Here is a 21,468-nt window from a genome sequence, read left to right as displayed (position 1 = left end):
TATCGGCCGCCTTTCACCTGTTCTCTACAGAAGGTAGCACGATGTCGAATATTACTCACGTTTCCTCACCGCCGAAAACGTCCCGCCTGATGCAGACCGTCGGGCTTTGCTTTTTGGTCGCCCTGATGGAAGGGCTCGATTTACAGGCCGCGGGTATTGCTGCGGTGGGCATTGCCCAGGCATTCTCGCTGGATAAAATGCAGATGGGCTGGATTTTCAGCGCCGGGATACTGGGTCTGCTGCCGGGGGCGCTGTTTGGCGGTATGCTGGCCGACCGACATGGCCGCAAGAAGGTGCTGCTGGGCTCGGTAGTGCTGTTTGGCCTGTTTTCGATTGTGACCGCGCTGGCGTGGGATTTCCCGTCGCTGGTCTTTGCCCGCTTTATGACCGGCGCGGGGCTGGGTGCGGCACTGCCGAATCTGATTGCGCTCACTTCTGAAGCGGCAGGGCCACGTTTTCGCGGTACCGCAGTGAGCCTGATGTACTGCGGGGTGCCGATTGGCGCGGCGCTGGCCGCCGCCATGGGGTTCAGCGGCCTGACGCAGGCCTGGCAGACGATTTTCTGGGTTGGCGGTATTGTGCCGCTGCTGTTGGTTCCGCTGCTGATGCTCCGCCTGCCGGAGTCGCAGGCGTTTAGCCGTCAGCAGCAGGATGCCCCGGCGCCGCTGCGGGCCATTTTTGCATCCGGTACCGCCTCATCAACGCTGTTGCTGTGGCTGTGTTACTTCTTCACCCTGCTGGTGGTGTATATGCTGATAAACTGGCTGCCGATGCTGCTGGTCGATCAGGGCTTTAGCCGTCCGCAGGCTGCCGGCGTGATGTTCGCACTGCAAATGGGGGCGGCGCTGGGTACGCTGATGCTGGGTGCGTTGATGGACAAACTCAGCCCGCTCAAAATGTCGCTGTTGATTTACTGCGGAATGCTGGCGTCGCTGATTTCACTGGGTATGGCGAACTCATTGGCCATGATGCTGGTATCAGGTTTTGTCGCGGGGATGTTTGCGACCGGTGGGCAGAGCGTGCTTTATGCCCTGGCGCCGCTGTTTTACGGCACCGAAATTCGCGCTACTGGCGTTGGCACGGCGGTAGCGGTCGGGCGGCTGGGGGCGATGAGCGGCCCGCTGCTGGCCGGAAAAATGCTGGCGCTGGGCACCGGCACCGTGGGGGTGATGGCCGCCTCCGCGCCGGGGATTGTGCTGGCGGGCGTGGCGGTGTTCTGGCTGATGAATCGCCATCAGCGCAGCGTGGCGGAGGAAAGCGCGGGATGATAATGGGGGCGTCGCTGGCGACGCCATCCGGCACAGGGAGCCTTAATAGGCTCCCTTTTTTATGCGTGATGATTAATCAAAAGCGCTGCTCGGGCACAATTTAACGCCGTCCGTTTTCCAGCGAACCATTTTGGCGTTGGCATCGAGATCTTTTACCGATACAGAATCACCGGAATATAACGATCCGGTGACGATAATATCGTAATTGTGGTTCGGCTGCGGGACGAAATCAGAATAGGATGTGGTGCTGGCGTAATGCACGATATCAATGAGTTGCCCCGGTTTGATGGTAAATTCATTGATAAATGCGCCTTTAACATCGTTTGATGCCGGCATGTCTGAGAGGCGTTTGTTTCCGGTTACCGGAATGCCAATGATCGCCAGTCCGGAGGTAATTCGCCTTTCCAGTACTTTCTTATAGCAGCCATCAGGCTGCTTTTCATAAAACTGCAATGCGGTATTGCCAGAGGTGCTGGCGCGAATACGCGCGGCATCATTACCTTTGTAATCTTCAAGCGCAGGTCGGAAACCGGCGGTGCATCCACTCAGAAGTACGGCGACCAGGCCACTGACTAAAATATTTTTATACATTTTTATCCGTGATAATAATTTTTATTAAGGACGAAGGAGGATGTTGCTTTTAATTATTCAAGACCTTTTATAAACGCAATATTACACGTGATTTCAGGCATTACTTTATTCGTAATGCTATGATTCACAGTGGTTTCTTGGTTTGGTTAACGTTATCGTGCCAGAATGTTTTTTTCAACACTAAAATAGGCTGCTTGCTGAGCAGGGAACTGACGTGATGGAATAAACGCTATTTGCCGCGCAAAGCGTTAAAAGCCATCTATTCTTGTTGAGCGCCTTTGCGCGATGGTTAAGAATAGAATGACACTTCACGATGCGACAGGCAGGACGTTATGACCCAGTACAGTACGTTTTCCCTTGGTTCTCAATTTGTTAATCGTCTCGGATACGGGGCGATGCAGCTGGCCGGTCCCGGTGTCTTTGGCCCGCCAAAAGACCGCCACGCGGCGATTTCCGTGTTACGCGAAGCTCTTGAACTGGGCGTCAATCACATTGATACCAGCGACTTTTACGGCCCGCATATCACCAATCAGATTATCCGTGAAGCGCTGCACCCGTACGCCGACGATCTGACCATTGTCACTAAAATCGGCGCCCGCCGCGGCGATGACGCGTCCTGGCTACCGGCATTTTCCGCCGCAGAACTCAAGCAGGCGGTGCATGATAATCTACGCAATCTGGGCCTCGACGTGCTTGATGTGGTCAATATGCGGGTGATGATTGGCGACGGACATGGGCCGCGAGAAGGCGATATTGAGGCCAGCATTAGCGTACTGGCAGAACTGCAGCAGCAGGGGTTGGTGAAGCATATTGGCCTGAGCAACGTCACCCCGGCGCAGGTCGCGCAGGCGCGTCAAATTGTGCCGATTGTTTGCGTTCAGAACGAATACAATATTGCTCACCGCGCCGACGATGCGCTGATTGACGCACTGGCGCACGACGGTATTGCCTACGTGCCGTTCTTCCCGCTTGGCGGTTTCTCACCGCTGCAATCCACCACGCTCAATCGCGTTGCCGCCGATCTGGGCGCGACGCCAATGCAGGTGGCTCTGGCCTGGCTGTTGCACCGCTCGCCAAATATTTTGCTGATCCCTGGTACGTCGTCAGTGGCGCACCTGAGGGAAAACATGGCTGCGGCGCAGCTGCCGCTGCCGCCCGAGGCGCAGGCGACGCTTGACGGGATTGCTGCTAAAGGCTAACGGGAGGTCACATGACGCAAACGCTCTCGGCCCGGTGCCACTGCGGCGCGGTCGCGTTCACCGTTACGCTGAGCGAGGGTTTTAACACCGCACGGCGCTGTAACTGTTCCTATTGCCGGATGCGCGGCGCGGTGGCCGTGTCTGCACCGTTGGCGGGGATTAAGGTGCTGCGCGGGCGAGATAAGCTGACTGAATACCGCTTTAATACCGGCGAAGCGGTGCATTTTTTCTGTTCGGTATGCGGAATCTATACCTTCCACCAGCGTCGTTCTAATCCGCAGCAATATGGCGTTAACGTTGCGTGCATTGAAGGCGTATCGCCGTTTGATTTTGCCTGCGTAGAGGTCGTTGATGGTGCGAATCACACCAAAGATGGCGGCAGCGGCGGGGTAGTCGGGTATTTACGCTACGAAGGTATAAAGTCGGAATAAAAAAAAGCCCTGCTTTGAGCAGGGCTTGTCAATTTCAGGGCAATTAAGCCACCAGGCTATCAATCGCCGCTTTCGCGTCAGCAGACGCTTTTGCCGCCATTTCCGGACCGTAAGCGATGCCTTCAGCGAAGACCACGTTCACGTCGGTGATGCCGATGAAGCCCAGGAACACGTTCAGGTACGGGGTGATCAGGTCGGTCGGGGTATCTTTATGGATGCCGCCGCGGCTGGTCAGTACGATAGCGCGTTTACCGGTCACCAGGCCTTCTGGACCTTTCTCGGTGTAACGGAAGGTCACGCCGGCACGGGCAATCAGGTCAAAATAGTTTTTCAACTGAGTTGGGATGTTGAAGTTGTACATCGGCGCAGCAATAACAATCACGTCGTGCGCTTTCAGTTCAGCAATCAGCTCATCAGACAGCGTCAGCGCTTCCTGCTGGCGCGGGGTCAGCGGGGAATCGCTCGGACGCAGCGCACCTACCAGTTCACCATCCAGTACCGGAATCGGGTTGGCGGCCAGGTCACGCACGGTGATTTCGTCAGCGGAGTGCTTTTCGCGCCACTGTTCAACGAAATAATCGGACAGCTGACCTGATTGAGAGTAGCCTGCCAGGATGCTGGATTTCAGAACTAATACTTTGCTCATTGGGTGATTCCTTATATTTGATTGACGGGCTGTGCCCTGTTGCTTGCTGACACTCTATTCACATTCCTGCCGCAGGGATAGCGCAATATATCGAATTCTATATTCAGTTTTTTTGAACAAGGCAACAAATGCGCAAATGTGGTACTCTAGGACCATACTTTATAAGCGTTTTTTACAGGCACTCCGCTGCCCGATAACACTATGACAGAACAACAAAAAATCACCTTCGCCACGCTCAGCCAGCGCCTTGACGCGCTGACGCTGCGGGATAAACAGCGTTTTGCCCGCCGTCTGCACGGCGTGAAGAAGGTTAAAAATCCTGATGCTCAACAGGCCATTTACCAGGAGATGGCGCAGGAAATTGAACAGGCGGCAGGTAAGGTTGTGCTACGCGAAGCGTCACGTCCGGCGATTGAATACCCGGAAAACCTGCCCGTCAGCCAGAAGAAACAGGATATCCTTAACGCCGTTCGCGACCACCAGGTGGTGATCGTTGCCGGTGAAACAGGTTCGGGTAAAACCACCCAGCTGCCAAAAATCTGTATGGAGCTGGGACGCGGGATTAAAGGCCTGATTGGCCATACCCAGCCGCGTCGTCTGGCGGCGCGCACCGTGGCTAACCGTATTGCAGAAGAGTTAAAAACCGAGCCGGGCGGCTGCATCGGTTATAAAGTGCGTTTCAGCGACCACGTCAGCGATAACACGATGGTCAAGCTGATGACCGACGGTATTCTGCTGGCGGAAATTCAGCAGGACCGTCTGCTGATGCAGTACGACACCATTATTATCGATGAAGCGCACGAACGTAGTCTGAACATCGACTTCCTGCTCGGCTACCTGAAAGAGCTCTTGCCGCGTCGCCCCGATCTGAAAGTCATTATCACGTCCGCAACGATCGACCCGGAGCGCTTCTCCCGTCACTTTAATAACGCGCCGATCATTGAAGTCTCCGGCCGGACTTATCCGGTAGAAGTGCGTTATCGACCCATCGTGGAAGAGGCGGACGATACTGAGCGCGATCAGCTACAGGCGATTTTTGACGCGGTTGATGAACTGGGTCAGGAAAGCCCTGGCGACATCCTGATCTTTATGAGCGGTGAACGTGAAATTCGGGATACCGCCGATGCGCTCAACAAACGCGACCTGCGCCACACCGAAATTTTGCCGCTGTACGCGCGGTTGTCGAACAGCGAACAGAACCGCGTGTTCCAGCCGCACAGCGGGCGTCGCATTGTGCTGGCGACCAACGTGGCGGAAACGTCGCTCACCGTACCGGGCATCAAGTACGTTATTGACCCGGGCACGGCGCGTATCAGTCGCTACAGCTACCGCACCAAGGTTCAGCGTCTGCCTATTGAGCCGGTCTCACAGGCCTCCGCCAACCAGCGTAAAGGCCGCTGTGGCCGTGTGTCGGAAGGGATCTGTATTCGTCTGTATTCTGAAGACGACTTCCTGTCGCGCCCGGAGTTTACCGACCCGGAAATTCTGCGCACCAACCTGGCATCGGTCATTCTGCAAATGACCGCGCTGGGGCTGGGTGATATCGCCGCGTTTCCGTTTGTTGAAGCGCCCGATAAACGCAACATTCAGGATGGTGTACGTCTGCTGGAAGAGCTGAGCGCCATCACCACCGACGAGCAGCAAACCGCTTACAAGCTGACGCCGCTGGGGCGTCAGCTTAGCCAACTGCCGGTTGACCCACGTCTGGCGCGTATGGTGCTGGAAGCGCAGAAACACGGCTGCGTGCGCGAGGCGATGATTATCACCTCCGCGCTGTCTATTCAGGATCCGCGCGAGCGGCCGATGGACAAACAGCAGGCGTCCGATGAAAAACATCGCCGTTTCCATGATAAGGAGTCCGACTTCCTGGCGTTCGTCAACCTGTGGAATTACCTTGGTGAACAGCAGAAAGCGTTGTCGTCAAATCAGTTCCGCCGCCAGTGTAAGCAGGATTTTCTTAACTATCTGCGCGTACGGGAATGGCAGGATATCTACACCCAGCTGCGCCAGGTGGTGAAAGAGCTGGGCATTCCGGTTAACAGCGAACCGGCGGAGTACCGTGAGATACATATCGCGCTGCTTACCGGTTTGCTTTCGCACATCGGTATGAAAGATGCCGACAAGCAGGAATTCACCGGCGCACGCAACGCGCGCTTCTCTATCTTTCCGGGCTCCGGGCTGTTCAAGAAGCCGCCTAAATGGACCATGGTTGCCGAACTGGTGGAAACCAGCCGCCTGTGGGGGCGTATTGCCGCGCGAATCGATCCGGAATGGGTGGAGCCGGTTGCGCAGCATTTGATCAAACGCTCTTACAGTGAACCGCACTGGGAACGCGCGCAGGGCGCGGTGATGGCGACGGAGAAGGTGACCGTCTACGGCCTGCCGATTGTCGCTGCGCGTAAGGTCAACTACAGCCAGATCGATCCGGCGCTGTGTCGTGAGCTGTTTATTCGCCATGCGCTGGTGGAGGGGGATTGGCAGACACGCCACGCTTTCTTCCGCGATAACCTGAAGCTGCGTACCGAAATTGAAGAGCTGGAGCATAAATCGCGCCGTCGCGACATCCTGGTGGATGACGAGACGATGTTTGAATTTTACGACCAGCGCATCAGCCATGAGGTGATTTCCGCGCGCCACTTTGATAAGTGGTGGAAACAGGCCAGCCGTGAAACGCCGGATCTGCTCAATTTTGAGAAGAGCATGCTGATTAAAGAGGGGGCGGAGCAGGTCAGCAAGCTGGACTACCCGAACTTCTGGCACCAGGGCAACCTGAAGCTGCGCCTCTCTTATCAGTTTGAACCCGGTGCTGACGCCGACGGCGTGACGGTGCATATTCCGCTGCCGCTGCTCAATCAGGTGGATGACGCCGGGTTTGAATGGCAGATCCCGGGCCTGCGCCGTGAGCTGATTATCGCGCTGATTAAATCACTGCCGAAGCCGGTGCGCCGCAACTTTGTGCCTGCGCCGAACTACGCGGAAGCGCTGTTAGGCCGCGTCACGCCGTTTGAACAACCGCTGCTCGATGCGATGGAGCGCGAGCTGCGCCGGATGACCGGCGTGACCGTTGACCGTGAGTCCTGGCAGTGGGATCAGGTGCCCGATCACCTGAAAATTACCTTCCGCGTCGTTGACGATAAAAACAAGAAGCTTCAGGAAGGCCGCTCGCTGCAGGAACTGAAGGACGCGCTGAAGGGCAAAGTACAGGAGACGCTTTCGTCGGTGGCCGACGACGGCATCGAACAAGCCGGGCTGCATATCTGGAGCTTTGGCGACCTGCCGGACCGCTACGAGCAGAAGCGCGGCAACTATAAGGTGAAGGCCTGGCCGGCGCTGGTGGATGAACGCGACAGCGTGGCGATCAAGCTGTTCGATAACGAGCTGGAACAGCAACAGGCCATGTGGCGCGGTCTGCGTCGTCTGCTGCTGCTGAATATCCCGTCGCCGATCAAGTATCTGCACGAGAAGCTGCCGAACAAAGCCAAGCTGGGCCTGTACTTTAACCCGTACGGCAAAGTACTGGATCTGATTGACGACTGCATCTCCTGCGGCGTGGATAAGCTAATTGATGAAGCGGGTGGCCCGGTGTGGACGGAAGCAGGCTTTAACGCGTTGCATGATAAAGTGCGCGCGGAGCTCAATGAGACGGTGGTTGACATTGCTAAGCAGGTTGAGCAAATCCTGACGGCGGTATTCAACGTTAACAAACGCCTGAAAGGGCGCGTCGACATGACGATGGCTCTGGGGCTGTCGGACATCAAAGCGCAGATGAACGGTCTGGTGTACCGCGGCTTCGTCACTGGCAACGGCTTCCGTCGTCTGGGCGACACCCTGCGTTATTTGCAGGCTATCGAAAAACGGCTGGAGAAAATGGCCGTCGACCCGCACCGCGATCGCGCGCAGATGCTCAAAGTGGAGAGCGTTCAGCAGGCGTGGCAGCAGTGGCTGAATAAGCTGCCGCCAGCGCGCCGGGAAGATGACGACGTGAAAGAGATCCGCTGGATGATCGAGGAGCTGCGTGTCAGCTTCTTTGCGCAGCAGCTCGGGACGCCGTATCCGATTTCCGATAAGCGAATATTGCAGGCGATGGAGCAGATAGTGGCGTAAGCGTGACCCACGCTGCTGATGGCAACGAACCGGGGCGTAAGGTTTACCCTGCGGCCCGGTTCGGCGCATGCTTTTATGGTGACGATATCCGTTCACCATCAGATTGACGCAGTCATGGCACAAACCAGAAGGCGTGGGCGTCTCGTTCCTGGCTACGCTTGCGGTATTAAACGCTGTATGTCAGGCCTTCACCCGTGATGAGAAAAAGCGGGTTGTCCCGCCAAACCCGCAGCATCATGCGTTGACCCAGGTGAGCGTAAACCCGTCCCAGCCCTTTATCCCTACGGTTTGCAACGCCGTTGACGTTAAGCGCGGGTTGTTATGTATCATGTCAATGAACCGGCGTACGCCCTGCACGCGTTCGTCGGTGCTGTCAGGATCCGTCACCTCACCGTCGCGCACGACGTTGTCGCCAATAATCAACGTACCCGGGCGTGAATATTTCAGCGCCCATTGCAGGTAATAAGGATTATTGGGTTTGTCCGCGTCGATGAAAATCAGATCGAACGGCGCGGCATCGCCGAGCATGGCCAGTGAATCCAGCGCCGGGCCTTCATGCAGCGTCACGCGATCGTTAAGACCTGCCAGCGCAATGTTTTGCCGCGCGATTCGGGCGTGGTTCGGGTCAGCTTCCAGCGTTATCAGATGCCCACTGGCGGGCAGTTCACGCGCCATCCAGATAGCGCTATAAGCACCGAGCGTGCCGATTTCCAGTATTTTTTTCGCGCCTGACATTCGTACAAACAGCGCCAGCAACTGCCCCTGATTGGCGGCGACGTCGTGGGCGGGCAGCCCCGCGCGGAGGTTATTTTCCAGCACCTGAGACAGGATGGCATCTTCGCCAATCAGTTTTTCAATCAGATAGTTATCAACATCGGTCCACCGTTTTTGCATTGCGATGCTCTCATGGTTTTGTCAGCCTGACGATGAAGACCAGCCGCCTCCCAGCGACCGGTAAAGATCGATCTGCGCCAGCAGCAGATTATTTTTCACCTGTACTTCGCTAAGCTGCGTCGAGAACAGGGTGCGCTGCGCGTCCAGTACGTCAAGGTAGGAGGAGTAGCCGTTCCGATAGCGGTTTTGCGCAATGCGCAGCGTTTCCTGTGCCACCGTCTCTTGCCCCTGGAGTTCGCTGAGCTGTTCGCCGTAGCGGGCGATAGCATCAAGACTATCATTCACCTCTTTAAAGGCGTTGCGCACGGTTTTCTCATAGCCGTACAGCGCCTGATTGCGCTGGGCTATCGAAACATCGACCTGGGCGTTTAACGCCTGCCGATTCAACAGTGGAGCCAGAATACTGCCGCCGAGGCTCCACAGCCGCAGCGGGTTATCCAGTAAATCGGGCAGGGTGCGGTCCTGTAAGCTACCGGTAGCGGTCAGGTTGATGGACGGCAGCAGCTGTGCTTTTGAAGACGCCAGCGTGGCATCGGCGGCCAGCAGCTGGCGCTGTGCCTGAACGATATCCGGGCGCCGGTTGAGCAGCGATGATGGTAGCTGAGAAGGTAACACCAGCGGCGTCAACTGGGCAAACTCATGACGCATAACGTCGCCGGGGTTTTTACCCAGCAGCACACTCAGGGCATTCTCCTGCTGAGCAATCTGATGACGTAACACTGGCACCTGAGCGCGCGTCGCGCGCAGTTCTGAATCGGCCTGCATCAGTTCGAGCCGCGAGGTATAGCCGGTTTCAAACTGCCGCTTTGCCAGAGTCCAGGCGTCTTCACGTGATTTCAGCGTTTGTTCGGTGACCCGTAGCTGCTCGTCCAGCGAAAGTAGTGAGAGATAACCGGAAGCGACGGCGGTGGCCACCGTCAGATCCGCCGCGGCAGCGGCGGCTTTTTGCGCCTCCAGGCTCGCCTGCGCGGCATCGGCGGCGCGACGGTTTACGCCCCATAAATCGACGTCGTAGCTGGCGGTCAGCCCGCCTTTGTACACCGTGCTGTGGACCGGCAGCCCGGTCGCAGCCGACTGCGCGCGGGCGCGGGTACCGCCCAGGCTGGCATCAAGCGACGGGAACAGGCTGCTGTCGGCAGCGTAGGCGCGGGCCTGATATTCGTTGACTCGTTCGCGGGCGATGAGCACATCGCTGTTATGGCGCAATGCCAGGTCAACGTACTGGTTCAGCGCGTCGTCATGGAAGTGACGCCACCAGACACCTTCGACGGCGCTGGCGGGGCCGATATCAGCGCGCCAGGCCGTAGGGATTGCCAGCGTTGGCTGCGCCTGCTGAACGTCTGCCGACTGGCAGCCCACTAAGGCGAGCGCTAATGCAACGACCGCTGGCCGGATCATTTATCCGCCTCCGCATGCGTATCAATCGTCACTTGCACCGACATCCCCGGACGCAGACGCTCGAGATTTTTCTGCCCCGCGTTCACGGCAATACGCACGGGAATACGCTGGGCGATCTTGACGAAGTTACCGGTAGCGTTGTCCGGCGAGATGGCGCTAAACTCAACCCCGGTGGCGGGCGAAATACTTTGTACGGTGCCGTGGAATTTTTCGCTGTTCAGCGCATCGACGCTAAAGGTTACGGCCTGGCCGACGCGCACGCTTGCCAGCTGCGTCTCTTTCAGGTTGGCGATGACCCAGTGCTGCGGCGGTACCAGCGGGGCAAGGTGGGTACCTGCCGTGACGTACGCGCCGAGGCGCACGGCCACTTGTCCTAACTGACCGTCGGTAGGCGCGATGATACGCGTATTCTGTAGATCGATCTCCGCCAGTTCCAGCGCCGCTTTAGCGTTCGCCACGTCGGCCTCCAGCGATGCGCGATTGACGATGGTCGACTGTAAATCCTGGCGCGACATTTCCAGCGTGGCCTTCGCCTGCTCAATATCGGCCGCGCTCTGCGCGGCGCTGGCGCGTGCGGCGTCACGCTCGCGTACCGACAGCGAACCGTCGGCGGTCAGCTCCTGCACGCGCGCTAAGTCGGCCTGTGATTTGAGATTCTGCGCGCGGGCGTTTTGCAGCGCCGCGTCGTTGCGGGTAATCACCGCTTCGGCGCTTTTTCGCTGCTGGAGGTTATTTTTCAGCGCGGCCTCTTTCATCGCCAGCTGCGCCTGCGCCTGGTGAACTCGCTGCTTATAGATGCGATCGTCAATCTGAAAGAGGACTTGCCCCCGTTTGACGCGGTTAAAATCCTGCACGTTGACCTGGGTCACGTAGCCGCTGACCTGCGGGCTGATAAAGGTCGTCAGGCCGCGTACGTAGGCGTTATCGGTAAACTGGCTGTGGCGGGTGAAGGGCGGCAGTTGCCAGGCGTACAGGACGACCAGTACGCCGACAAGGCCAATGGCCGCAGCGGTAAAAATGGACACCACGCGGATGTTGTTGCGGGTGTTGGCCTGCTGCCTGGCGGCATCCTGCTGACTCATGACGACTCCGATCTCTCTTAAGGTAACTTGCCGCCCGTGGCGCGCTTGAGCGCGATATGGGCAGTGATTTTCAGTCTTAGCAAACGCCAGAACACCCACAATAATGTGGCGGCGGAAATGGCGGCCGTCAGCATATAGGTGTCATTGTAGGCGAGGATATTGGCCTCCAGCGTTGAGGCGGTTTGTAGCAGTGAGCTGGCCTGTACGTTAAGCAGTGCGCTGTCGCCTATCTGGCTTTGATACTGCTGGGCATACTGCTGCAAACGTTCGTTAATAATCGGGTTCAGCGTGGTTAACTGATCGGCAAGCTGACTGGAGTGAAATTTTTCACGCCAGGTCTGGAATGTGCCGAGAATAGCCGAGCCCAGCAGGCCGCCAACGTTTTGACTCATGCCGAACAGCACCGAGAAACTGACCAGATTGCGCTGGTCAGCCACCACGCCGCCGATGCCCGCCAGCATGGCCGGGGCAAGGAAAAACGCGCTGCCGAAACCGAGCAGGAACTGACTGAGCATCAGTTGATCCGGCCGGGTCAGGCTGTTGGATTGGCTGTCGAGCAGCGAAGCCGCCATGATAAGCGCCAGCGCGGTGGCGGTTGGCCAGTAGAGGCGGCGCGGGTTGAGCGTCAGGCAACTGGCGACAATGCCGCAGATGATACCGGCGAAAATCGACCAGGCCAGCGTGGTCATCTGTTCGTTTTGCAAGCCAACATACTGGAGCCAGCCGATGACGCCGGTGTTTTGCTCTGCCAGCACAATACGGATGAGCACCATAATCAGCCCCAGACGCAGAATACTGCCGCTGGAGAGCCAGCGCGTATTCAGCAGCGGATTACTGCGGTTGTGTTCGAACGCAATAGCGCTGACGATAAGGACGATAGCGCCAGCCAGCGACCAGCCGATCCACGGCGCTTCAAACCACCAGTCGAGGCGGCCAAGTGAGAGCACCGCGCAGACCAGCGCCATTCCGGGGGCCAGCAGCAGAAAGGTAATGAAGTCTTTTTTCTCAAAGACCTTTTTACGATCGCTGGGCGGCAGCTTCAGGGCAATCACGCAGGCCAGCGAGACCAGCGCCAGACCCAGTTCAAAGAAATACAGCCCGCGCCATTCGTCAATTTGTAGCAGTTCGGTTGAGAACAGCCGGGCGAGGGGGATCGCCAGCGACGAACCGGTAATGCCGATCGTCAACGCCTTCAGGCGATGCTTTGCCGGCCATGCCTGCACCTGATAGTAAATACCTAACGAGCTAAGCGCGGCAGCCACCATGCCGTGTGCGGCTCGCACCATCAGCGCGGAGCTGAGATCGTTAACGAATAAATGGAAAAAGGTGACCAGTACATACAGCACCAGAAAGCCTTCGGTGAACGCCCGCAGGCCAAACTGCTGGCGGAACTTCACCAGCAGAAGATTAATGGAGACGTTGGTCATCACGTACACCGCCGGTAGCCAGGCGATTTCGTTTGACCAGGCGGAGAACGAGCCCTGTAAATTCTGCAAATTAGCGGTGACGACCGCATTTCCCAACGCACCGGTCAGGCACACCAGCAGGCCAACGATGCCGTAGGCAATACGCCTGGGCGTGCTGTGAATTGGGGTTGAGGGGGAACCGAGAATGGCCGGTTTTTCGTGCGGTGCCCAGTCGCGAGGGGCGTAGGGATCGCGGCGCGGAGGAGCCATTATTTCTTCTCCACTTCACGCAGCAGCTTGAGCAGCACATCGAACGTCTGTGCCTGCTCTTGCGGCGTGAGGACGGTCAGAATTTCTTCTCGTAACGCATCCGCGACGGCTTTGACCTGGTGATACAGCGCGAGCCCTTGCTCGGTCGCAATCAGCAGGCGTTTGCGTTTGTCCTGCTCGGTGAGGACGCGTTCGACCAGCCCCTGGGCGACCAATCGGTTAATAAGCGGCACCACGGTAGCCGTTTCCACGCCGAGCTCTTGCGCTAGTTCCGTTTGCGAGAGCGGCCGTTCATTACGGGCTATGCTGGCAACGGCAACCCAACTGGCCTGGCTCATGCCGAGCGCTTTCAGCCGACGGTCGACGGCAAGCCGCCAGTGGTGAGCGGTCAAATAGAGCAGATGGGAGAAATTCAGCTGGCGGTTATCCATGGCATCATCGTTAAAATCATTAGAGCTCTAATGATTTTAGATTCGCCGGAACCCATAATTCAAGAGAATGTGAAAAATAAAAGTTAGTAGAACGTTGCTATTTGTGGGTAGCCCGGGCGAACGCAATGGCGTCGCCCGGGGACCGCATTAGATTTGACTGGTTTGTGCGTTAACCGTTTCGGATTGGCGTTTACGACGGCTGGCGAAGAAAATCGCCGTCAGCGAGATAGCCACGGTCGCACCCAGATACCAGGCAACCGGCACCCAATCGCCGTTGTATTTCGCCAGCAAACCGGTGGCGATTAACGGCGCGGTACCGCCGGCCAGCGCAGCGCCAATTTGATAACCGAGCGTAATGCCCGTATAGCGGACGTTAGCGCTGAAAATCTCCGAACACAGCGTACCCAGTACGGCGGTGATCGGCGACCACAGCACCCCAAAGGTGATCACCGTTGCCACGATAATCCCCCAGGTGGTGCCGGTATTGAGCAGCATAAACCATGGCACGATAAACAGGCCCAGCAGCACGACGCTGATAGCATACATTCGCTGACGGCCGATTTTATCGGAAAGCAGGCCCATCAGCGGAATCATGACCGTGGAGACCAGGGCTCCGAGGGTCACCGCTTCCAGCACCTGTGATTTTTGGTAGGTCAAGGTGGTGGTGGCATAGCTGACAACGAAGGTTGAGAAAATATAGAACGGCGCGGTCTCTACCACCTTGAGCCCGGCGGCAATAACCACTTCACGCCAGTGATGAGTTAAGGTCTCGCGCAGCGGCGCTTTGGCGACGTTACCGGAGGCTTTCACTTTTTTGAACTCCGGCGTTTCATCGATATCTTTACGGATCCACAGGCCAATCAGCACCAGTACCGCGCTCATCAGGAATGGGATACGCCATCCCCAGGAGAGGAACTGTTCTTCGCTGAACAGCGTCATCAGCGAGACGATAAACGTTGCCATCAGCATACCGATGGTGACGCCCGCCTGTGGAATACTACCGAAGAAACCTTTACGTTTTTCCGGCGCGTATTCGTAGGCCAGCAGCAGCGCGCCGCCCCATTCGCCGCCAATGCCCATCCCCTGAATGATACGCATCAGAATCAGCAGAATAGGTGCCCAGATACCAATCTGATCGTAGGTGGGCAGCAGGCCTATCATCACGGTTGCGCTGCCCATTAGCGACAGGGTTAACACCAGCGTTTTTTTACGGCCAATACGGTCGCCAATGTGGGCAAAAATCACGCCGCCGATCGGGCGAATAAAGAACGTCAGGGAGAAAGAGAGATACGAGAGAATCAGGCCAATGACCGGGTCAACCATCGGGAAAAAGATCTTGTTGAACACCAATGCGGCAGCCGTGCCGTAAAGAAAATAATCAAACCATTCAATGGAACTGCCCGTCAGGCTAGCAATCAAAACCCTTTTATTCTTTTTCAGGATTGTGGTGCTGCTTTCTTGTATTGTCATGAAGAATAACTCCCGCCACATTGGGTTAAAATCAGGTGTCACCTTTTTGATGTTGTGGGTGCAACCTGGATTGTGAAAAAGGTTGTGTGTTTGTTAAGCAAATTAGATATGTGCGTTATTTTTGGCAAGCGCGGTATTGAAATTTGTGAGTAAAAATGAGAGTCATTTTCATTAATTGGAACTGTGGCTTGCGGATTTGTTGGGTTTAAATACTGAAAAAATCTGATTTAATAGCGGATTATTCAGGTGCAACCGCATTGTTTTTAGACGTTTCTGGTTATTTCATTATTGTTACAAATTGGCTGCGATGAGGCGCTTTTCCGCACTCTGTGAGCCTGTATTAAAAGGAGTTGTGCGCGCGATGAGTCTGTTACATTTATCGGAAACCTCGGTTGAGGATGCCAACCTTCTCGGCGGATGGCTGGCGCAGGATGATTTCTCCGCACGCCCCTGTGCTGCGGAGAGTCAACTGGTCGTATTGGCGGGTAACGCGGTTATGCCAACCATTGACGCCGCCTGTCGGCTGGTCAGCGAACATGGCGGAACGCTGCTGATTAGCGGCGGCATTGGCCACTCAACGTCGTTTCTTTATGACGCCATCGTCCATCATCCGCGCTATTGCAGCATTGCCACCCAGGGCGAACCGGAGGCGGTGCTGCTGGCGGAAATCGCCCAGCGTTTCTGGCAAATCCCGCGATCGCGGATTGTGGTTGAGGCGCAGTCGACCAACTGCGGTGAGAACGCGGAGTTTACCCGCCAGGTGATGGAAGAAAAGGGCATCCGCGTAGCCAGTGCCACGGTGGTGCAGGACCCAACGATGCAGCGCCGTACCATGGCGACCTTTGCCCGTGTCTGGCAGGGCGTTGAGTACGCGCCGCGCTGGCTAAGCTACCCGGGTTACCTTCCCGTGGTGGATTATACCCCGCAGGGCATTCTCTGGCGGCAGCCGGACAATGGCGTCTGGCCGCTAGCGCGCTATTTATCGTTGATTTTGGGCGAATTGCCGCGTTTGCGCGACAATGCAGACGGCTATGGTCCACAAGGAAAGGGATTTATCGCCCATGTCGATATTCCGCAGGACGTTGAGGCCGCGTGGCAGCGGTTAACCGCCGACCCGCAGCTACAGCAAATATTAGCGAGCCGCCGTATGGCATAATGAGTCTCTCCGGCCAGGCGCAGCGACGCCGGAGGGGCATACCGCTTAGCGGAAACTCCACTGCATGCTCACGACAAATATCGACGGTAAAATCACGCCGCTTTCAATCCCGAAGTTGTCGGTAAAATTATACTGCAGCCCGTGGTAAATATACGGTGAAAAGCCTACACCGGTGATTTTCTTCGCCGTATGGTAAGCCCCTTCATCGCCGCAGTGTTTAAAGGCATCAAAAAAGAACTCTCCCGTATAGGCGTATACGCCTTTAAAGGTCCAGCCTTTATTGCTGTTCGTGCCGTTTAACCAGTCGCGGCGCACGCCCAGCGTCAGGCAGCGATCGGCAAAGCTGTTTTTCATGGTTCCAACGAGGACGCTGTATTTTGACTCGGCGGAGAATTTACGCTCGACGGAGAAGAATTGGTTGTTGAAATTCTCATTATATTGCCCGTGATTCCCGGTCATATGATAAACGAATGACCCGGTATTCACGGAATACAGATTTAACTCACTCGCGATGCTCGACGCAGCTGGCGTCATTGCTGACATAAATACCAGCGCATTGGCGATTTTACGCATGATAAAACTCAGAAAGAACTCAAAAGTAAAATAATATCCTTCATCATACACTCTGCGTAATAAACAAAGGTTCAACCAAGCTGGAACGGTAGTTTATTATTTGTGCCGTATCGGCGTTATCTTTACGCGTGACCTCACATAAACGGCGTGAACCGGTTGGGGAAAGTTGCCAAATTGTATATGTGTTTAACAATATCTTTACCTGTTAAACACTCACGCAGAAAGGAGCAGCTCATGATGTCACCCGTACAACATCCGATGTATATCGATGGCCAGTTTGTCAACTGGCAGGGCGAAGGCTGGATTGATGTGATTAACCCGGCAACGGAGGTGTGCCTTTCACGCATCCCCGATGGCGACGCTGAACAGGCGAAAAGGGCGATTGATGCTGCCGAACGCGCCCAGCCTGGATGGGAGGCGTTGCCTGCGATTGAACGCGCAGGGTGGTTGCGCAAAATTGCCGCCGGCATCCGCGCGCGTTCATCGGAAATCAGCAAGCTGATCGTCGCCGAAGGCGGAAAAATACAGCAGTTGGCTGAGGTGGAAGTGAATTTTACCGCAGATTACATTGAGTATATGGCTGAATGGGCGCGTCGTTATGACGGCGAGATCCTGCAAAGCGACCGTGCCGGTGAAAATATTTTTGTCTTTAAACGTGCGCTGGGCGTAACCACCGGGATCCTGCCGTGGAATTTTCCGTTCTTCCTGATAGCCCGTAAGCTGGCGCCTGCATTGATTACCGGCAATACCATTGTGATTAAGCCGAGCGAGTTTACGCCAAATAACGCCGTTGCTTTTGCCGAAATTGTTCACGATATCGGGCTGCCTAAAGGGGTCTTTAACCTGGTGCTGGGGCGCGGTGAGACCGTGGGCCAGGAACTGGCGGGCAATCCGAAGGTCGCGATGGTTAGCATGACCGGTAGCGTAACGGCGGGCGAGAAGATTATGACGGCGGCGGCCAAAAATATCACCAAAGTTTGCCTTGAACTGGGCGGCAAGGCCCCGGCCATTGTGCTGGATGATGCCGACATTGCGCTGGCGGTGAAGGCAATTGTTGATTCCCGCGTGATCAATAGCGGGCAGGTGTGCAACTGCGCGGAACGCGTGTACGTGCAGAAAGGCATTTACGATAGCTTCGTGAGTCAACTGGGCGAAGCGATGAAGGCGGTCTCATTCGGCGATCCGACGGAGCGTAATGATATCGCCATGGGGCCGTTGATTAATGCTGCGGCATTGGCGCGCGTTGAGCAAAAGGTGGCGAAGGCCGTTGCTGAAGGGGCAAACGTGGTGCTCGGCGGCAAAGCGGTGCAAGGCCCGGGCTATTTCTACCCGCCAACCCTGCTGCTGAACGTGCGTCAGGATATGAGCATCATGCATGAAGAAACCTTCGGCCCGGTGCTGCCGGTGGTGATGTTTGATACGCTCGATGAGGCGCTAAAGATGGCTAACGACAGCGACTACGGCCTGACGTCGTCGGTGTATACCCGCGACCTCAACCTGGCGATGAAAGCGATCCGCGGGCTGAAGTTTGGTGAGACTTACATTAATCGCGAAAACTTTGAAGCGATGCAGGGTTTTCATGCGGGCTGGCGTAAGTCGGGTATTGGTGGTGCCGACGGCCGTCACGGTCTGAACGAATATTTGCAGACCCAGGTGGTTTACCTGCAATCGCAGGGGGCGTAAATCGAGTGCCATCCGGCACCTGCTGCGCCGGATGGCAGATGTCGCTAGGCTTTAGTGGCTATCCAGTTCATCATCAGCTGCGGCCATACCGCGACGGGCAGACCCTGCGCATCGCGAATACCAAAGCCGTGCCGCCCCTGCTCAAACAGGTGCATTTCGACCGGTACGCCCTGAGCATGCAGGGCGTTAAACAGCGCGATGCTGTTCTCCACTTTGACCGCCGGGTCATCCACAGCATGCAAAATAAAGGTGGGCGGTGCTTCCGGCGTCACTCTTTTTTCCAGCGAGTAATGTGCGCGTTGCGCAGCGCTCGGCATATGGCCGATCAGTGCCTGGCGAGAGCCTGCGTGGCCAAACGCGTCGTCCATACTGATAACCGGGTAAACCAGCGCCATAAAATCAGGGCGTGCGCAAAGGTCGTCAATGGTGTCTTGTGAAGGGTATACGGTTTCCTCGTATCGGGTGCCGAGGCTAGCGGCGACGTGACCGCCAGAGGAAAATCCCAGTACCCCGAGTTTATCGGGCTGTAGGCCCCAGTCAGCCGCCCGGCTGCGGATCGTGCGCATGGCTCGCTGCACGTCGGCCAGCGGCGCATTCGCCCCCTCGAGGTGCCCATCGTCGGGCAGGCGGTAGGTCATCACGAAAAGCGTATAGCCTCGCGCGGTAAACTCCGGGGCCAGCGCTGTGCCTTCTTTGTCCAGCACGACGCGGCGGTAGGAGCCGCCGGGCGTGACCAGAATACCCACGCCGTTTGGTCGTTCGGGTTCAAACACCGTAATGTGCGGCGCGCGGATGCCGGTTACCGCACGATCCCATTCGCTGGGGCCGGTGTGATCGGCCTCCAGCGCGGGGACCGCATGGCTATTGCGTGCACCGGGCGCATCGCCTTCGGGCCATAGTGAAAACGTGGTGGCCGCGCGGGCGGCTTTATCCATCCGCGCCAGCAAATCTTCCTGGGTGACAACGTGCATTTTCTCCTCCTTGGTGTGGTGTTTATGGCGGTTACCGTCCTCAGCGGCAGGTTTTTTCGTGCGCCAGCAGCCAGGCTTTACGCGCAACGCCGCCGCCATAGCCGGTCATACTGCCGTCTTTGCCGATAACCCGGTGGCAGGGAATAACGATAGCAATACGGTTCGCGCCGTTGGCGGCTGCGACCGCGCGTGCGGCGGTGGGGTGATTCAGACTCTCCGCCAGCGCCTGGTAATGGGTGGTTTCACCGCTGGGCAACTGGCGCAGCGCGGCCCACACGCGGCGCTGAAAATCGCTACCGGGCGTATCGAGTGCCAGAGTAAAAGCGCGGCGCGTGCCGGCAAAATATTCACCGATTTCTCGCTCTGCCAGGCGGGTATGCGCGTTCTGACCGGCGATAATCTGCGCGCGCAGCAGACGCTGAAGATCGCTGAATTCGGTTTCCAGCATACGACGGTCGACAAACTCCAGCAGACAGACGCCGCGCTCGGTAGCGCAAACGAACATTGGCCCGAGCGGGGTGGTAAAGCGGTGGATAACGATCGTTTGCTGCCGAGCGGCCGGTGAGTGGCCGGTGAGTTTTTTACAGGTATAACCAAAACCGCTCAGCGAGTCGTAGCCATTGTCGAAGGCGACATCAGTGGCACTGCGGCCGCCTCTCAACTCTTGCAGCGCGACATTCACTCGCTGCATCCGCTGGAACGCCTGAAAGGTGATGCCATGATGCTGCAAAAACCAGCGGCGAACGCGCTCGGGGCTGATGCGATGCTCGCGCAGCTGACTATCGCTAATCCGCGCTTTGGGCGTCAGACGCACCAGCGCCAGCGCCTGCTCAATATAAGGCGGTGCGGTACAGGCATTTTCCGTGGGGCGGCACACTTTGCAGGGACGAAAACCGGCATCGAGCGCCGATTTGAAGTCACTGTAAAATTCAACGTTTTCTCGTTTGGGCTTCCGCGCCCGGCACACGGCAATGCAAAACACCCCGGTCGTTTTTACGCCGACGAAAAATACCCCGGTATATTCTGACGCACGCGCCAGCAGCGCCTGGTACCAGCGATCACACTGCGCGCTATCGGTAATTTTCATCGTTAAAGACTCCTGCGAATGACTGCTGCTGCTGAACGGTTAACAGTAGATCGTTTAGCCGATGTTGTATTGCACTATGTAGCGCATTCCCCATCGAAATGCGGCGTACGCCAAGTTTTGCCAGCGTGGTAAAGTCGCTGAGCCCGGGAATGGCCATGACGTTCAACGGCAGTCGGGTGTGCTGAACCAGCGCCGCAATATCCTGTGCTTCGATGACGCAGGGAATGAAGAGACCGTCCGCGCCGCAGGCAGCATAACGTGTTATTCGTGACAGTGTCACATCAAGGGCGTCGGTAAGACCGAGTAAAAAAGCATCGCTGCGCACATTGATAAACAGCGAGCAGCGATGGAAGACCAGCGCCGTACGAACCGCCTGCAGGCGCTGGCTGAAGAGGTCAGGATCTTCAAGCTTACGCACGCCATCAATGACCCGACTGTCCTCCAGATTGATGCCGACAACGCCCATCTCAGCCAGCTGGCGCAAATGGAGAGTCATATCTTCGGCGGTCGTGGCGTAGCCTGCTTCAACGTCTACGCTGAGGGGCAGCGAACAGACGGCGCGGATGCGGCGTACGATCAACAGCAGGGCGTCAAATGGCAGGGCTTCGCCATCGGGATACCCGAGCATGGCGGCAACGGCAGCGCTCGAGGTGCCTATCGCCTGATAACCGGCTCGCTGCGCAGCCTGCGCGCTGGGCACGTCCCAGACGTTGGCGATAACTAAGGGTTTTTGTTGATAATGTTGGGCAGTGAAATCCATGAGTGTCTCCGGTTGTGTGTGCAGACGGAGTGTGCCGCTACGGCAACC

18 protein-coding genes are annotated in these 21,468 nt (G+C 56.8%); 6 read left to right on the top strand and 12 right to left on the bottom strand.

Translation table 11 applies throughout. From position 1 onward, the window contains the following. Positions 1–41: 41 nt before the first annotated feature. On the top strand, positions 42–1,268 hold the full coding sequence (mhpT, locus tag V6942_RS10560) for a 3-(3-hydroxy-phenyl)propionate transporter MhpT (protein ID WP_182928986.1): 1,227 nt from the start codon (positions 42–44) through the stop codon (positions 1,266–1,268). Between the two features lie 72 nt (positions 1,269–1,340). Here the strand turns inward: mhpT and V6942_RS10555 are convergent, their stop codons facing one another. Continuing rightward, positions 1,341–1,859: a hypothetical protein gene (locus tag V6942_RS10555; protein WP_106929176.1), complete on the bottom strand. Its 519-nt coding sequence runs from the start codon at positions 1,857–1,859 to the stop codon at positions 1,341–1,343. 332 nt (positions 1,860–2,191) lie between these two features. Here V6942_RS10555 and V6942_RS10550 point away from each other — a divergent pair, with 332 nt between their 5' ends. Together V6942_RS10550 and V6942_RS10545 are read left to right on the top strand one after the other, a co-directional pair. Beyond that, entirely contained in the window at positions 2,192–3,058 is an 867-nt protein-coding gene (locus V6942_RS10550) for an aldo/keto reductase family oxidoreductase (RefSeq protein ID WP_333501232.1), read from the top strand. Positions 3,059–3,069: 11 nt separating this feature from the next. Further along, entirely contained in the window at positions 3,070–3,489 is a 420-nt protein-coding gene (locus V6942_RS10545; protein WP_333501231.1) for a GFA family protein, read from the top strand. Positions 3,490–3,532: 43 nt separating this feature from the next. On the opposite strand, the gene azoR is transcribed toward V6942_RS10545, so the two are convergent. Further along, positions 3,533–4,135, bottom strand: coding sequence for an FMN-dependent NADH-azoreductase (azoR, locus tag V6942_RS10540; protein ID WP_106929170.1), 603 nt, complete (start codon positions 4,133–4,135; stop codon positions 3,533–3,535). Positions 4,136–4,336: 201 nt separating this feature from the next. On the opposite strand from azoR, the gene hrpA reads away from it, so the two are divergent. After that, on the top strand, positions 4,337–8,239 hold the full coding sequence (gene hrpA / locus V6942_RS10535) for an ATP-dependent RNA helicase HrpA (RefSeq protein WP_106929168.1): 3,903 nt from the start codon (positions 4,337–4,339) through the stop codon (positions 8,237–8,239). A gap of 234 nt (positions 8,240–8,473) precedes the next feature. Here the strand turns inward: hrpA and V6942_RS10530 are convergent, their stop codons facing one another. The 6 genes from V6942_RS10530 to V6942_RS10505 form a co-directional block, all read right to left on the bottom strand. Continuing rightward, complete coding sequence (locus tag V6942_RS10530) at positions 8,474–9,133, bottom strand: O-methyltransferase (protein WP_106929165.1); 660 nt, start codon at positions 9,131–9,133, stop codon at positions 8,474–8,476. A 21-nt stretch (positions 9,134–9,154) separates the two neighbouring features. Further along, complete coding sequence (locus V6942_RS10525; RefSeq protein WP_333501230.1) at positions 9,155–10,531, bottom strand: efflux transporter outer membrane subunit; 1,377 nt, start codon at positions 10,529–10,531, stop codon at positions 9,155–9,157. After that, positions 10,528–11,613 carry an HlyD family secretion protein gene (locus tag V6942_RS10520; protein WP_333501229.1) on the bottom strand — a complete coding sequence of 362 codons (1,086 nt, stop codon included), beginning with the start codon at positions 11,611–11,613 and terminating at the stop codon, positions 10,528–10,530. Before V6942_RS10520 ends, V6942_RS10525 begins: the two co-directional genes overlap by 4 nt. A gap of 17 nt (positions 11,614–11,630) precedes the next feature. Then, positions 11,631–13,289 (bottom strand): MFS transporter, encoded by a 1,659-nt coding sequence (locus tag V6942_RS10515; RefSeq protein WP_182928981.1) that lies wholly within the window; start codon positions 13,287–13,289, stop codon positions 11,631–11,633. After that, positions 13,289–13,720: a MarR family winged helix-turn-helix transcriptional regulator gene (locus V6942_RS10510; RefSeq protein WP_333501228.1), complete on the bottom strand. Its 432-nt coding sequence runs from the start codon at positions 13,718–13,720 to the stop codon at positions 13,289–13,291. The genes V6942_RS10515 and V6942_RS10510 overlap by 1 nt, the downstream gene beginning before the upstream one ends. Before the next feature lie 147 nt (positions 13,721–13,867). Then, a complete protein-coding gene (locus V6942_RS10505; RefSeq protein ID WP_182928979.1) occupies positions 13,868–15,190 on the bottom strand; it encodes an MFS transporter in 1,323 nt (440 codons plus the stop codon). 361 nt (positions 15,191–15,551) lie between these two features. Between V6942_RS10505 and V6942_RS10500 the strand changes: the two genes are divergently transcribed. Then, positions 15,552–16,346: a YdcF family protein gene (locus V6942_RS10500; protein ID WP_182928978.1), complete on the top strand. Its 795-nt coding sequence runs from the start codon at positions 15,552–15,554 to the stop codon at positions 16,344–16,346. Between the two features lie 45 nt (positions 16,347–16,391). On the opposite strand, the gene V6942_RS10495 is transcribed toward V6942_RS10500, so the two are convergent. Next, the gene (locus tag V6942_RS10495; RefSeq protein WP_181358027.1) at positions 16,392–16,880 is read right to left on the bottom strand and encodes a hypothetical protein; all 489 of its coding nucleotides are present in this window, start codon (positions 16,878–16,880) and stop codon (positions 16,392–16,394) included. Positions 16,881–17,153: 273 nt separating this feature from the next. Here V6942_RS10495 and aldA point away from each other — a divergent pair, with 273 nt between their 5' ends. Then, entirely contained in the window at positions 17,154–18,602 is a 1,449-nt protein-coding gene (gene aldA, locus V6942_RS10490; RefSeq protein ID WP_333501227.1) for an aldehyde dehydrogenase, read from the top strand. 44 nt (positions 18,603–18,646) lie between these two features. On the opposite strand, the gene V6942_RS10485 is transcribed toward aldA, so the two are convergent. The 3 genes from V6942_RS10485 to V6942_RS10475 are packed head-to-tail and all read right to left on the bottom strand — an operon-like array spanning position 18,647 to position 21,420. Beyond that, positions 18,647–19,573, bottom strand: a complete 927-nt coding sequence (locus V6942_RS10485) for an alpha/beta hydrolase (protein WP_182928976.1) — start codon at positions 19,571–19,573, stop codon at positions 18,647–18,649. Between the two features lie 40 nt (positions 19,574–19,613). Beyond that, positions 19,614–20,660, bottom strand: coding sequence for a bifunctional transcriptional activator/DNA repair enzyme AdaA (locus V6942_RS10480; protein ID WP_106929149.1), 1,047 nt, complete (start codon positions 20,658–20,660; stop codon positions 19,614–19,616). Continuing rightward, positions 20,644–21,420 (bottom strand): isocitrate lyase/PEP mutase family protein, encoded by a 777-nt coding sequence (locus V6942_RS10475; RefSeq protein ID WP_182928975.1) that lies wholly within the window; start codon positions 21,418–21,420, stop codon positions 20,644–20,646. Before V6942_RS10475 ends, V6942_RS10480 begins: the two co-directional genes overlap by 17 nt. Positions 21,421–21,468: the final 48 nt, after the last annotated feature.

Source organism: Kluyvera genomosp. 2 (genome assembly GCF_036759865.1).
Classification (GTDB): domain Bacteria; phylum Pseudomonadota; class Gammaproteobacteria; order Enterobacterales; family Enterobacteriaceae; genus Kluyvera; species Kluyvera ascorbata_B.
This window is presented reverse-complemented; position numbering and strand designations above follow the sequence as displayed.

Bases quoted from the DNA above. Each gene is read 5' to 3' on its own strand.
- mhpT (WP_182928986.1), top strand. From the start codon at position 42: ATGTCGAATATTACTCACGTTTCCTCACCGCCGAAAACGTCCCGCCTG.
- V6942_RS10555 (WP_106929176.1), bottom strand. From the start codon at position 1,859: ATGTATAAAAATATTTTAGTCAGTGGCCTGGTCGCCGTACTTCTGAGT.
- V6942_RS10550 (WP_333501232.1), top strand. From the start codon at position 2,192: ATGACCCAGTACAGTACGTTTTCCCTTGGTTCTCAATTTGTTAATCGT.
- V6942_RS10545 (WP_333501231.1), top strand. From the start codon at position 3,070: ATGACGCAAACGCTCTCGGCCCGGTGCCACTGCGGCGCGGTCGCGTTC.
- azoR (WP_106929170.1), bottom strand. From the start codon at position 4,135: ATGAGCAAAGTATTAGTTCTGAAATCCAGCATCCTGGCAGGCTACTCT.
- hrpA (WP_106929168.1), top strand. From the start codon at position 4,337: ATGACAGAACAACAAAAAATCACCTTCGCCACGCTCAGCCAGCGCCTT.
- V6942_RS10530 (WP_106929165.1), bottom strand. From the start codon at position 9,133: ATGCAAAAACGGTGGACCGATGTTGATAACTATCTGATTGAAAAACTG.
- V6942_RS10525 (WP_333501230.1), bottom strand. From the start codon at position 10,531: ATGATCCGGCCAGCGGTCGTTGCATTAGCGCTCGCCTTAGTGGGCTGC.
- V6942_RS10520 (WP_333501229.1), bottom strand. From the start codon at position 11,613: ATGAGTCAGCAGGATGCCGCCAGGCAGCAGGCCAACACCCGCAACAAC.
- V6942_RS10515 (WP_182928981.1), bottom strand. From the start codon at position 13,289: ATGGCTCCTCCGCGCCGCGATCCCTACGCCCCTCGCGACTGGGCACCG.
- V6942_RS10510 (WP_333501228.1), bottom strand. From the start codon at position 13,720: ATGGATAACCGCCAGCTGAATTTCTCCCATCTGCTCTATTTGACCGCT.
- V6942_RS10505 (WP_182928979.1), bottom strand. From the start codon at position 15,190: ATGACAATACAAGAAAGCAGCACCACAATCCTGAAAAAGAATAAAAGG.
- V6942_RS10500 (WP_182928978.1), top strand. From the start codon at position 15,552: ATGAGTCTGTTACATTTATCGGAAACCTCGGTTGAGGATGCCAACCTT.
- V6942_RS10495 (WP_181358027.1), bottom strand. From the start codon at position 16,880: ATGACGCCAGCTGCGTCGAGCATCGCGAGTGAGTTAAATCTGTATTCC.
- aldA (WP_333501227.1), top strand. From the start codon at position 17,154: ATGATGTCACCCGTACAACATCCGATGTATATCGATGGCCAGTTTGTC.
- V6942_RS10485 (WP_182928976.1), bottom strand. From the start codon at position 19,573: ATGCACGTTGTCACCCAGGAAGATTTGCTGGCGCGGATGGATAAAGCC.
- V6942_RS10480 (WP_106929149.1), bottom strand. From the start codon at position 20,660: ATGAAAATTACCGATAGCGCGCAGTGTGATCGCTGGTACCAGGCGCTG.
- V6942_RS10475 (WP_182928975.1), bottom strand. From the start codon at position 21,420: ATGGATTTCACTGCCCAACATTATCAACAAAAACCCTTAGTTATCGCC.